This window comes from Kocuria rosea (assembly GCF_023715525.1).
Taxonomy (GTDB): Bacteria; Actinomycetota; Actinomycetes; order Actinomycetales; family Micrococcaceae; genus Kocuria; species Kocuria rosea_A.
Genome location: NZ_JAMBOG010000008.1, coordinates 53,827 through 66,646 on the forward strand (window position 1 = coordinate 53,827; position 12,820 = coordinate 66,646).

Sequence of the window (12,820 nt, forward strand, 5' to 3'; positions counted from 1 at the left end):
ACCCCACTTCCCCGGAAGGAGCAGACCCATGGCTGCGACGACGGCGACCCACTGCCCCTACTGCGCCCTGCAGTGCGCCATGACCCTGGACACGGGCTCGCGGACCGCCGCCGAGCAGGGCTTCCCGGAGGTCCGGGCCCGGCAGTTCCCGGTCAACCGGGGCGGGATGTGCCGGAAGGGGTGGACGTCGTCGGAGCTGCTGGCCAGCCCGTCCCGGCTCACCGCGCCGCTGCTGCGGGGCCCGGACGGGGCCTTCCAGGAGGTCCCCTGGGACGCGGCCCTGGACCGGATGGCCGGACAGTTCCGGGCGGCCCAGCAGCGCTACGGCCGCGACGGGGTGGGCATCTTCGGCGGGGGGTCGCTGACCAACGAGAAGGCCTACCAGCTCGGGAAGTTCGCCCGGGTCGCCCTGCGCACCTCGCGGATCGACTACAACGGGCGGTTCTGCATGTCCTCCGCCGCGGCCGCCGCCAACCGCTCGCTGGGCCTGGACCGCGGCCTGCCCTTCCCCGTCACCGACCTCGACGACGCCCACACCGTGCTGCTGCTGGGCACGAACCCCGCCGAGACCATGCCCCCGTTCGTCCAGCACCTCCAGCACGCGCAGGAGCACGGGGGCCTGGTCGTCGTGGACCCCCGCCGCTCCGCCACGGCACGGATGACCGAGGACGGGGGCGGGCTGCACCTGCAGCCCACCCCCGGCTCGGACCTCGTGCTGCTCCTGGGCCTGGCCCACGTGGTCCTGCACGAGGGCCTCGCCGACCGGGACTACCTCGCCCGGCGCACCCGGGGCCTGGAGTCCTTCGTCCCGAGCGTCAACGCCTGGTGGCCCGAGCGGGTCGAGCAGGTCACGGGCGTGCCCGCGGAGCAGATCCGCCGCGCCGCCCGCCTGCTCGCCCAGCAGCGCCGGGGCACCTACGTGCTGACCGGCCGGGGCGTGGAGCAGCACGTCGACGGCACGGACACCGCGACCGCGGCGATCAACCTGGCCCTGCTCCTGGGGCTGCCCGGCGTCGCCGGCTCCGGCTGGGGGACCCTGACCGGCCAGGGCAACGGGCAGGGCGGGCGCGAGCACGGGCAGAAGGCCGACCAGCTGCCCGGCTACCGCACCATCACGGACCCGGCCGCGCGCGCGCACGTCGCCGCCGTGTGGGGCGTGGACCCGGCCGACCTGCCCGGCGCCGGGCTGACCGCCGTGGAGCTGCTGACCACCCTCGGCACCGAGCACGGGGTCCGCTGCCTGTGGGTCAACGGCTCCAACGTGGTGATCGGCGCCCCGGACGCCGACGCCGTGACCCGCGGGCTGCAGGCGCTGGACTTCCTGGTGGTGTGCGACTTCTTCTTCTCCGAGACCGCCGAGTACGCCGACCTCGTGCTGCCGGTCCTGCAGTGGGCCGAGGAGGAGGGCACCATGACCAACCTCGAGGGCCGGGTGCTGCGCCGCCGCCGCGCGGTCGACCCGCCGCCCGGGGCCCGCGACGAGCTGTGGATCATGGCCGAGCTCGCCCGCCGGCTCGAAGCCCCCGGGACGTTCAGCCCCGACCCGCAGGAGGTCTTCGAGGAGCTGCAAGCCGCCTCCGCCGGGGGCAAGGCGGACTACTCGGGCATCAGCTATGCCGCCCTGGACGCGGACGAGCCGTGCTACTGGCCGTATCCGGCCGGCGCGGCCACGGGCACCCCCCGGGTCTTCCTCGACCGCTTCGGCCACACGGACGGGCGCGCCGTGCTCGTCCCGGTCACCCCGCGCGCCGCCGGCCGGGCCGTGGACCCGAGCCCGCGGGCGAACCGTCGCGAGCGGCTGCACGCGCCCGGCACCCTGACCCTCATCACCGGGCGGTACCTGGAGCACTACCAGTCCGGCAACCAGACCCGCCGGGTGCCCTCGCTGCACGCGGCCCGACCCGAGGCCATGATGCAGATCCACCCCGCCACCGCCGCCTCGCTCGGCATCCGGGACGGGGCCGCGGTGGAGCTCACCAGCGCCCGCAGCCGCGCCCTGGCGCTCGCCCAGCTGACCTCCGACATCCGCCCCGACACCGTCTTCCTGCCCTTCCACTACGCCGGTGAGCAGACCGCCAACAAGCTGGTGTCCTCCACCGCCGTGGACCCGATCTCGTCCATGCCCGAGTTCAAGGCGGGCGCCGTGACCGTCCGCGCGATCGACCCCGAGGAGACGACCCGATGACCGTGCACCGCCCGCCCCGCTCGACCGGGACCCCGATGCGCCCCGGCGAGCACGTGGTCGTGATCGGGTTCGGCCCCGTGGCCGCCCGCTTCGTCGACGACGTCGCCGACCTCGCCGCCGACGGCACGATCCGCCTCACCGTCGTCGGCGCGGAGACCGAGCCCGCCTACAACCGGGTGCTCGTGGGCGAGCACGCGATGGGCCGGGCCGAGCTCGACGGGATGACCCTGGCCGACCCCGCGGCCCTGGCCGGCGCCGGGATCGACGTGCTGCTCGGCACCGAGGTCACCCGCATCGACCGCTCCCGCCGGCGCCTGCGCCTCACGCAGCGCGCCGGCGGAGCCGTCCAGGAACTCGGCTACGACCGCCTAGTCCTCGCCACCGGTGCCCGCCCCAACCTGCCCGTGCTGCGCGGGATCAACCCGGACCCCGACGCCTACGAGCACCTCCCGGCCGGCGTCACGGCCCTGCGGGACCTACGCGACGCGCAGGCCGTGCGCGAGGTCGTCGAGCGCCGCGGCCGCGTGGTGGTGCTGGGCGGCGGCGTGCTCGGCCTCGAGGCCGCCCTCGCCGCGAGCGAGACGGGCTGCCCCGTGACCGTGGTCCACCACGCCCCCTGGGTGATGACCCGCTCCCTCGACGCCGCCGGCGGCGCGCTGGTCGGGCGGGCGCTCGCGTCCGCCGGCGTGGGCGTGATCTCCGGGGTGCCGGCCCGCGAGGTCCTCCTGGACGACGACCTCGCCTTCCGGGGCCTGCTCCTCGAGGACGGCCGGACGGTGCCGGGCGAGCTGCTGCTGCTGTCGATCGGCGTCACCGCGCGCACCGGCCTCGCCGAGGGGGCGGGACTGCGCACGGCCCGCGGGATCGTGGTCGACCACGAGCTCGAGGCCGACGTCGAGCAGCGCGTGTTCGCGATCGGGGACTGCGCCGAGGTGCTGTGCAAGGACCCCTCCTGCCAGGTCTGCCCGGGCCGGGAAGGACTGGGACCGTCCGGTCTCGTGGGGCCCGGCTGGCGGCAGGCGGAGTGGCTCGCCGCCCGCTTCCGCGCCGAGCTGGAGGCCGTTGCCGAGGGTGGGACGGCGGTGCTGGCGCCGCTGACGAGCGGGCCGGCCGGAGCGGTGCGGCTCAAGGCCCACCAGGTGGAGCTCGCCTGCGCCGGCGCGGTCGGGGGAGCACCGTGGGAGCCCCGCCCGGACGGGGGGTCCGTGGTGCAGTGGGCCGACGGCTCGGCCGGGACTTACGCCAAGCTCGTGCTCGGCCCGGACCGCTCCCTGGAGGGCTACATCGTCCTGGGCCTGCCTCGGGCGGCCGCCGGGATCGGCCTGCTCCACGACCGCGGCGAGCCGGTGCCGCTGGACCCGAGCGTGCTGCTGCGCCTGGACGGCCCGGACGCCGGCAACGAGCCGGCGCAGCCGAGCCCCGAGGCGACCGTGTGCCACTGCGCCGGCGTGACGATGGGCCGCATCGCCGACGCCGTGGACGGCGGCGCGTCCACGGTCGAGGAGGTCGGCTGCGCCACCCGAGCCTCCACCGGCTGCGGCGGCTGCAGGGCCGCGGTCGCCCGGATCATCGAGGTCCACCGGGGCGTGGCCGTGTGACGCGGCAGCGCTCCCTGCGCCGGGGCGTCGTGCGTGCGCAGCGCCCGGCCCGGCGCTGGTGCGCCCCGGCGGGGTGCGGGACACTGGAGACACGCAAGCCCGCACGACGACGCAAGACCGTGGCCGCCCATGATCTACGCCTACGCGCTGCTGCCGGTGGTGGCCTCCCTGCTGGCGCTGCTGCTGCTGAAGACGCCCGTCTGGGCGAGCGCAGCCCTCGGGCTGGCGGTCGCCCTGGTCCAGTACGGGCTGGGCGGGGGCGCGCCGGTCGCCTGGGACGTGGGTGCTGCGCTGCTGCTCGGCGCCGTACTGGTCGTGGTGCCGGGGCTGACGCTCAACGGGATCCTCAAGGCCCGCGGCACCCACCGGGAGCTCGCGGACTGGGTGGGCCGGGTCCGGCTGCCCGCCCCCTGGCGGACGGGGCTGATCGTGCTGGGGATCGGTCCCGCCCTGGAGTCCCTGACCGGCTTCGGCGTCTCCCTGCTGGCCACGGTCCCCATCCTGGCGGCACTGTCCCCGCCGGCGGTGGCCGTGCGCCAGGCCGTGCTCGGCATGGCGGTCGTCCCGTGGGGCGCCCTGAGCCTGCCCACCCAGGTCGGGGCCGCGCTGAGCGGGACCACCCCGGGCGCGCTCGGCACCCGCACCGCCCTGCTCTACCTCGTGCTCATGCCGGTCGTCGGGGCCCTGGCGACCTCCCTGGGCCGGGACGGGGCCCGGCTGCTGCCGCGGGCCTGGCCGGGGGCGGTCTGCGGGGCCGGGCAGGCGCTGCTGCTCGTGGCGGCGAACGCGGCCGGCCTCACGGTCGTGGCCGGGGTCCTCGCCGGCACCGGCACGGCCCTCGCCGTGCTGGGCCCGGGTCTGCTCCGCGGCGACGTGCCCGCCCCGCCGTGGCGGGCCGTCGCCCCCTACGCCGCGGTCCTGGGGCTCGTGGTGACCGTGCAGGCGCTCGTGGCGCTGGGCGTGCCCCTGGACGTGCGGCTGCCCGTCGGGGACGCGTCCGTGGCCCCGTTCTCCTCCCCCGGGGCGGCGCTGCTCCTCGCGTGCCTGCTCTTCGCGCGCCCGGGGACGGGCCGGTCCACGGCCCGGTCCGCGTGGTCGAGCCGGCGCACGGTCGCCGCCCTGGGCGGGTTCGTCCTCATGGCGCAGGTGATGGTCGCGTCCGGGTCCGTCGCGACCCTCGCCGCGGGCATCACCGCGGCCGGTCCCGGGGCAGTCGCCGGGCTGTCCCCGGTGCTGGCCCTGGGCTCGGGCTTCCTCACCGGCTCGGCCACGAGCGGCAACGCCCTGATGATGCCCGCGCAGGCCTCCCTGGGGGAGCTGTCCGGGACCGGGGCCCTGGCCCCGGCGGTGCAGAACGCCGGGGCGGGCATCGCGATGCTCGCGTCCCTGCCCACAGCCAGCCTCGTGCTCGACGTCGCCGGGATGCCCGGGCGGGACGCCGAGCGGTCCCTCATCGGCTTCAACCTGCGGCTGCTGCTGCTCTTCGCGCTCCTGCTGGCGGGCTGCGGCGCGGCGCTCCCCCCGGGCGCCGGCGGCTGAGCCCGGGCAGGCTCAGACGGCCAGCCGGTAGCCGCGCTTGATGACCGTCTCCACGACCGGGGCGGGCAGCGCCCGGCGCAGCCGGGAAACCACCATCTCCAGGGCGTGCTCGTTGTCGATCCCCGGCACCGCGGCCAGCAGCTCCGCCCGGGACACGACCGCCCCCGCCCCGCCCACGAGCGCCCGCAGCACCGCCACCTGGGCGTCGGAGAGCGGGACGAACGCGCCCGCCACGGCCGTGCCGGTGCTCATCAGCCGCAGCGGGCCGTGCCGGGTGGGGACCGTAAGGGTGCGCTCCTGGGCCGCGTGCGTGCAGATGGTGCGCACGAGCGCGCCGAGCCGGTAGCGCTCCGGGACGAGGGGCTCGACCCCCGCCTCCAGCAACGGGCCCGCGCACACCGGGCCGACGGCCGCGGCGGTGACGTCCGTGCGCAGCGCGGCCACCAGCTCCTCGTGCCGGCCGATCTCCTGGGCGGTGCTGAACAGGGCGTCGACGGCCGGGGCGGCGGTGAACGTCAGCACGTCCAGGCGCCGGTCGCAGACCTCACCGATGAGCGCGGGCAGGCGCTCGCCGTCGTCGGCGGACAGCCAGCGGTAGGGAGCCACGGTGTCGACGGCGGCGCCGGCGGCCACGAGCCGCTGCAGCTGGAGCTCGTCGGTGAGCCCGTGCATCTGCACCGCGACGCGGGCCCCGGCCACGCCGTCGGCCAGGAGCCGGTCGACCACCGAGGAGGTGCGCTCGGCCTCGGCGACCTCGGCGTCGTCGAGCTCCAGGGACAGCACCTGGCCGCGGGCCTTCGCCCCGCGCGTGATCACCCGGGCGCGCTGGAAGGCGTCCCGCAGGTCCTCGCCGAGCCCGGCGGCGTCGGCGGCCTCGAACCAGCGGCGCAGCCCGTAGGCGGTGGTGACCACGACCACGTCGGGGCGGTGGGCCAGCAGCGTGCGGGTGTCCTCGACCACCCGGGCGTCCTCCTCGACGGGGGAGATCATCAGGGCGGGGGCGTGCAGCACCTGGGCGCCGCGCCGCTGCAGGGCCGCGATGAAGTCCCCGGCCCGGCGGTGGGCGGTCACCCCGATCCGGAAGCCGGTCAGCTCCCCGTGCGCGGGGTCGCCGGCGGGCTGACCGGCGGGGGCCGTGGCGGTGGGGTCGCTGGCAGGCAAGGACATGCCCCGAGCGTACGAGCGGCCTGTGACCGGCGTGTTTCCCCGGGATGTCCGGGGGCTCACACCTGGGCCGGGCGCTGCTCCGCGGTCTGCTCCCGGAGCGGGATGCGCAGCCCGGAGATCAGCACGGGGCCCTCCCCGGCCGCGGCGGCGGCGCGTTCCTGCGCGGTGGCGGGGCGGCGCTGCCCGCGCTCGAGGACGTAGTCCTGGGAGTCGTCGGGGGCGGCGTCGTTGACGAAAGACCGGAACCGGCGCAGCCGCTCGGGGTCCTTCAGCGTGGCCGCCCACTCGTCCTCGTAGCGCCCGACGTGGCGCTCCATGGCCGCCTCGAGCTCGGCGCCGATCCCGAGGGAGTCCTCGACGACGACGGCGCGCACGTGCTCGATCCCGCCGTCGAGCTCCTCCTGCCACCGGGCGGTGCGCTGGAGGCGGTCGGCCGTGCGGATGTAGTACATGAGGTAGCGGTCGATGTAGCGCACGAGGGTCTCGTCGTCGAGGCCGCCGGCGAGCAGCTGGGCGTGGGCCGGGTTCGCCCCGCCGTTGCCGCCGGTGTAGAGGTTCCACCCGTCGGTGGTGGAGATGACGCCCACGTCCTTGCCGCGGGCCTCGGCGCACTCCCGGGCGCAGCCGGAGACGCCCATCTTGAACTTGTGCGGGGAGCGCAGCCCGCGGTAGCGCAGCTCGAGCCGCACGGCCATGCCGGTGGAGTCCTGCACGCCGTAGCGGCACCACGTGGAGCCCACGCAGGACTTCACGTTGCGCAGGGCCTTGCCGTAGGCCTGCCCGGACTCGAAACCCGCGTCCACGAGCTCCCGCCAGATCTCCGGCAGCTGCTCGAGGCGGGCGCCGAACATGTCCACGCGCAGGGCACCGGTGATCTTGGTGTAGAGCCCGTACTTCTTCGCGACCTCGCCCAGCACGATGAGCTTCTCGGGGGTGATCTCCCCTCCGGGCACGCGCGGGACCACGGAGTAGGTCCCGTCCTTCTGCATGTTCGCCAGCGCCCGGTCGTTGGTGTCCTGCAGGGCGCCGCGGCCGGCGTCGAGCACGTACTCCTCGCGCTGGGAGGCCAGCACGGAGGCGACCACGGGCTTGCAGATATCGCAGCCCAGGCCCGTGCCGAAGCGGGCGAGGACCTCGTCCCACGAGGCGAGCCCGAGGGCGCGCACGGCCTCGAAGAGCTCGGGGCGGGAGAGCTCGAAGTGCTCGCACAGCGCCTTCGACACGGCCACCCCCGCCCTGGCCAGCTCCAGGTCCAGGGTCTTCTTCAGCATGGGCACGCACGAGCCGCACTGGGTGCCCGCGCGCGAGCACTTCTTAAGCTCGCCAATCTCGTGCACCCCGCACGCGATCTGCTCGCGCACCGCCCCGGTCGTCACGTTGTTGCACGAGCACAGCACGGCGTCGTCGGGCAGGTCCCCGGCCGGGGCCTCCCCGCCGCAGGCCGAGAGGTAGGCCCCGGGCTCGGCGGGCAGCTCCCGGCCCAGCAGCGGGCGCAGCGAGTTGTAGGGCTCGGCGTCGCCCACGAACACCCCGCCCAGCAGGGTCCTCGCGTCCGGGCTCACCACGAGCTTCTGGTACAGGCCGCGGGCCGGGTCCGCGTAGACGACCTCCAGGCACTCGGGGGTCTCGGCGTAGGCGTCGCCGAAGGAGGCGACGTCGACGCCGGCGAGCTTGAGCTTCGTCGCGGTGTCGAAGCTCTCGAACGTGGAGCGCCCGCCCGCGAGCCGGTCGGCCACGATCTCGGCCATGGTGTTGGCGGGGGCCACCAGCCCGAGGCACTGCCCGTTCCAGGACGCCACCTCCCCGATCGCCCACACGTGCTCCGTGGAGGTCCGGCACGCCTCGTCGATCACCACGCCGCCGCGCGGGGCGGTCGCGATCCCGGCGTTGAAGGCCAGCCGGTCGTGGGCGCGGATGCCGGTGGCCACGATCACGAGGTCCGCCTCGAGGTCGGCGCAGTCGCGGAACTCCACGGCGCACACCTCGCCGTCGGCCTTGCGCAGCCCGACCCCGCTGGGGCGCTCGCCCAGGTGCAGGAGGACCCCGCGCGCGGAGATCAGGGCGTTGAGCGCCCGGCCGGCGCCCTCGTCCAGCTGGGCGTTCATCAGCCACTTGCGGGAGTGCACCACCGTGGCCTCGGCGCCGAGCTCCTGCAGCCCGCCGGCTGCCTCCAGGCCCAGCAGCCCGCCGCCGACCACCACCCCGCGGGGGGTGCGGCCGTAGAGCGCCCGCAGCCGCTCGACCTCCGCGCGGATCGCGGCGACGTCGTCGAGGGTGCGGAACACCAGGGCGTGGTGGGCGCCCGGGACGTCCAGGCGCGCGGCGGCGGAGCCCGTGGCGAGCACGAGCTCGTCGTAGCCGGTGACGGAGCCGTCCGCGGCCGTCACCGTGCGCGCGGCGGGGTCGATCTCCTGCGCGGCCACACCCAGGCGCAGCTCCACCCGCGGGTCCTCCCACACGGTCCCGCCGCCGAGGGTCAGGTCGACGGAGCCCTCGGGGCCGGTCAGTGCCCTGGACAGCTGGACCCGGTCGTAGGGCACGTACGGCTCCTCGGCGAAGACGGTGAGGCGGACGTGGTGGTCCTCCGCCGACAGGGCAGCCTCCGCGAACCGGTGGGCGGCGGGGCCGCCGCCGACCACGACGACGTGCTGCGGGTGCTGGGCGGTGTACGGGGAGCGCGGCACAGGGACCTCCGGGTGGGGGAGCGGTTCGGGCATCTGCCCCCGACTCTAGGAAGCCGGCGTTGCCCCCCGGTTGCCCAGCCGTTCCGGGTGCTTTGCGGTTTCCTCACCACCGGCCCGTCCCGGTGTGAGCGCTGTTTCACGGCGGCGCAACGCCCACGGCGTCCCCGTGAAACCGGCCCCGCCTAGCGTCGACGACGACGCCGAGGACACCCCGCACCCACACCCCTTGCCACAGGAGGCAGCCATGAGCACCACGTTCCCCGACCTCGCCCCCGACACCGCGACCACCAGCGCCACCGCCGCCGAGCTGGTCTGGCACGACGTGTGCGCCCTGGAGGACCTCGAGGTCCAGTGGGGCGAGGCCGCCCGCGTGGCCGGCCGCCAGGTGGCCCTGTTCCGCGTGGACGACGCCACCGTGCTGGCCGCCGACCACCGCGACCCGCGCACCGGGGCCTGCGTTCTCGCCCGCGGGATCCTGGGCTCCCGCGGGGACGCCGTCACGGTCGCCTCCCCGCTGCACAAGGAGGTCTACGACCTCGGCACCGGCCGCTGCCTCAGCGGCGACGGGCCCGCGCTGGCCGTGCATCCCGTCCGGGTCAGCGCAGGACGCGTGCTCGTGGGCCTGGCCGGCGCGGAAGGCGGTGCCGGGGGAGGACCTTCGTAGAATCGGGCGCGTGGAGGAACGAGGACGATCCGGGGCCCGGGCCGCAACGGGGCCGGCGCCCGCCCGTCGGCTGACGGGCGTCGACGCCGCCCGGGGCCTTGCCCTGATCGGCATGGTGGCCGTGCACACGCTGAGCCTGTGGAACGACGAGACGGGACGGGCCACGCTCGCCGGGCTGCTGTTCAGCGGCAAGGCCTCGGCCCTGTTCGTCACCCTGGCCGGGGTGGGCCTGGCCCTGGGCTCCGGGCGCCGCACGCCCCGCCGGGGCCGGGAGCTGGCCGCGGCCCGGGCCTCCCTGGCGGCACGGGCCGCGGTCCTCGCCCTCGTCGGGCTGCTCACCGGCTACCCCGAGCCGCCCGCGAACAACATCCTCGTCTACTACGCCGCCTACTTCCTGCTGGCGCTCCCGCTGCTGGGGCTGCGGGCCCGCGCCCTGCTCCCGCTCTGCGTGCTGCTGCTGGTGGCGGGTCCGCTCCTGCGCTGGTGGCTGATGAGCTCCTGGTCGCTCGCCGAGGACTCCACGGACCCCCACCTGCTGCTCCTGCTCACCGATCCCGCCACGGTGCTCCTGCAGGTGCTGCTCACCGGCGTCTACCCCGCCCTGCCGTGGCTGGCGTACCTGTGCGCCGGTCTCGCCCTCGGGCGCACGGACCTGTCGCAGCGGCCGGTGCAGATCCGGCTCGTGGCCGGCGGCGCGGTGCTGGCGCTGGGCTCCTGGGGGGCGTCCATGCTGGGGCTGCACGTGCTCGGCGGGGAGCAGGCCGTGCTGCGGGCCGCCCCGTGGCTGACGGCGGAGGAGCTCGACGCCGTCGTCGCGGTCGGGCGGGGCGCCGCGGTGCCCGACGACCCCTGGTGGCTGGTGGTGCCGGGGCCGCACACGACCACCCCGTTCGCCCTGGCCCTGTGCCTCGGGACGGCGCTGTGCGCGCTCGGGCTCGTGCTGCTGCTGGCCCGGGTGGCCGCCCGGGCCCTCGCCCCGCTCGCGGCCCTGGGCTCCATGACCCTCACCCTCTACGCCTGCCACCTGACGGTCCTGGGCCTCGGGGCGCACGAGGCGGCGCCGGCCGGGTGGTTCTGGGCGCAGGTCGCCGCGGCCCTGCTGCTGGCCGTGGCCTGGCGGCGCCACGTGGGCCCCGGTCCGCTGGAGCACCTCGCGGCGCTCGCCGCCCGGGCCGCCGGGCGCAGGGTGCTCGCGCGGGGCGCCCCGGCGGACCGGTCCTGAGACGGTGCCGGCGCCTCAGAGACCCAGGGCGGCCCCGAGCTCGCCGCGGATGCGCGCCAGCTTCCCGGCGGCGGCCTCCCGCGCGGCGGGCAGCGCGGCCCGGTCCGCGACCGGGGCCACCACCTCCAGGTAGCACTTGAGCTTCGGCTCCGTGCCGGAGGGACGCACGACCACGCGGGTGTCGTCGCCGGTGACCAGGCGCAGGCCCTCCGTGGGCGGCAGCCCGGTCCCGGGGGCGCCGAGGTCCGCGGCCTCGACCACGTCCGAACCGCCCAGGCTGGCCGGCGGGGCCTCGCGCAGGGCGGTCAGCATCGTCGGGATGCGCGCGAGGTCGGCCACCCGGATACTCAGCTGGTCGGTGGCGTGCAGCCCGTGCGCCAGCGCGAGGTCGTCCAGGACGTCCTGCAGGGTGCGCCCCGCGGCGCGCAGCTCGTCGGCGAGCACGGCCACGGCCACGGCGGCGCTGATCCCGTCCTTGTCCTTGACCACGTCCGGGGCCACGCAGTAGCCGAGGGCCTCCTCGTAGCCGTAGACCAGCCCGGGCACCCGGGCGATCCACTTGAAACCGGTGAGCGTCTCGCGGTGCTCGACCCCGGCCGCGGCCGCGATCCGGCCCAGCAGCCGCGAGGACACGATCGAGTTCGCGAACACGGCACCCGGGGCGTGGCCGCCGGGGCGGGCCGCCGCGGCGTGGCCGAGCAGCGCCCCCACCTCGTCGCCGCGCAGCATCCGCCAGTCCGCGCCGCCGGTGCCCGGCAGCGGCACGGCGACCGCCACCCGGTCGGCGTCGGGGTCGTTGGCCAGCACGAGGTCGGTGTGCTGCGCCCGGGCGGCCGCGAGCGCCAGGTCCAGGGCGCCGGGCTCCTCCGGGTTGGGGAAGGCGACGGTGGGGAAGTCCGGGTCGGGCGCGGCCTGCTCGGCGACCACGTGGACGTCGGCGAACCCGGCCCGCCGCAGGGCCTCCGTCGTGGTGGCCCCGCCCACCCCGTGCATCGGGGTGAGCACGATCCGCAGGGGACGCCGCGTCCCGGCGGAGGCGGGGACCACGGCGTGGAGGTAGTCCTGCGCGATGGAGGCGGGCAGGACGGTCCAGCCCGCCTCCGCGCGGGAGATGCCGTCCACGGGGCCCACGGCGGCGATCTGCTGGGCGATCATCCGGTCGTAGGGCGCCACGATCTGGCAGCCCCGGGCGCCGGCCTCGACGGCGCGCCCGCCCAGGTAGACCTTGTAGCCGTTGTCCGCGGGCGGGTTGTGGCTCGCGGTGACCATGACGCCGACCTCGGCGTCGAGGGCCCGCACGGCCCACGCCAGCACCGGGGTGGGCAGGGCGGAGGGCATGAGCAGGGTCTCGATGCCGGCCGCGGTGAACACGGCGGCGGTGTCCCGGGCGAAGACGTCGGAGTTGTACCGGGCGTCGTAGCCCACCACGGCGCGCGGGGGACGGGCGGAGCCCGCGGCGCTGTCCACCGTGACGGCCGTGACGTGGGCGGCCAGGCCCGCGGCGGCGCGCAGCACGACCACCCGGTTCATCCGCATGGGACCGGCGCCCAGGGCCGCCCGCAGCCCGGCGGTGCCGAACTGCAGCGTCCCGGCGAACCGGTCGGCGAGCTCCGCCCGCGCCGCGGCGTCCCCGGAGTCCGCGGCCGCCAGGAGCTGCGCGAGCTCGGCGCGGGTGGCGGGGTCGGGGTCGGCGGCGCTCCACGCGCGGGCGGCGTCGAGGAGCTCGGGCTCGGTGCGGGGGGCGGTGGCCATGGGGTCGGT

Annotated in this window: 8 protein-coding genes; 5 read left to right on the plus strand and 3 right to left on the minus strand. The window is 76.5% G+C overall.

Annotated elements, in window-relative coordinates; genetic code table 11:
- Positions 1-28: 28 nt before the first annotated feature.
- The 3 genes from M3185_RS07565 (at position 29) to M3185_RS07575 (ending at position 5,322) form a co-directional block, all read left to right on the plus strand.
- Entirely contained in the window at positions 29-2,185 is a 2,157-nt protein-coding gene (locus M3185_RS07565; RefSeq protein WP_251333055.1) for a molybdopterin oxidoreductase family protein, read from the plus strand.
- A complete protein-coding gene (locus M3185_RS07570; RefSeq protein WP_251333056.1) occupies positions 2,182-3,783 on the plus strand; it encodes an FAD-dependent oxidoreductase in 1,602 nt (533 codons plus the stop codon). Before M3185_RS07565 ends, M3185_RS07570 begins: the two co-directional genes overlap by 4 nt.
- A gap of 129 nt (positions 3,784-3,912) precedes the next feature.
- Positions 3,913-5,322 carry a hypothetical protein gene (locus M3185_RS07575; RefSeq protein WP_251333057.1) on the plus strand — a complete coding sequence of 470 codons (1,410 nt, stop codon included), beginning with the start codon at positions 3,913-3,915 and terminating at the stop codon, positions 5,320-5,322.
- A 12-nt stretch (positions 5,323-5,334) separates the two neighbouring features.
- On the opposite strand, the gene M3185_RS07580 is transcribed toward M3185_RS07575, so the two are convergent.
- Both M3185_RS07580 and nirB read right to left on the minus strand, forming a co-directional pair.
- Positions 5,335-6,489 (minus strand): uroporphyrinogen-III synthase, encoded by a 1,155-nt coding sequence (locus tag M3185_RS07580; protein ID WP_251333058.1) that lies wholly within the window; start codon positions 6,487-6,489, stop codon positions 5,335-5,337.
- Positions 6,490-6,545: 56 nt separating this feature from the next.
- On the minus strand, positions 6,546-9,206 hold the full coding sequence (gene nirB / locus M3185_RS07585; protein ID WP_251333059.1) for a nitrite reductase large subunit NirB: 2,661 nt from the start codon (positions 9,204-9,206) through the stop codon (positions 6,546-6,548).
- 211 nt (positions 9,207-9,417) lie between these two features.
- On the opposite strand from nirB, the gene nirD reads away from it, so the two are divergent.
- Positions 9,418-9,837 carry a nitrite reductase small subunit NirD gene (gene nirD / locus M3185_RS07590; RefSeq protein ID WP_251333060.1) on the plus strand — a complete coding sequence of 140 codons (420 nt, stop codon included), beginning with the start codon at positions 9,418-9,420 and terminating at the stop codon, positions 9,835-9,837.
- 10 nt (positions 9,838-9,847) lie between these two features.
- The gene (locus M3185_RS07595; RefSeq protein WP_251333061.1) at positions 9,848-11,059 is read left to right on the plus strand and encodes a heparan-alpha-glucosaminide N-acetyltransferase domain-containing protein; all 1,212 of its coding nucleotides are present in this window, start codon (positions 9,848-9,850) and stop codon (positions 11,057-11,059) included.
- Positions 11,060-11,074: 15 nt separating this feature from the next.
- Here M3185_RS07595 and M3185_RS07600 read toward each other — a convergent pair whose 3' ends face one another.
- Positions 11,075-12,811 (minus strand): phospho-sugar mutase, encoded by a 1,737-nt coding sequence (locus tag M3185_RS07600; protein WP_251333062.1) that lies wholly within the window; start codon positions 12,809-12,811, stop codon positions 11,075-11,077.
- Between the last annotated feature and the right edge of the window lie 9 nt (positions 12,812-12,820).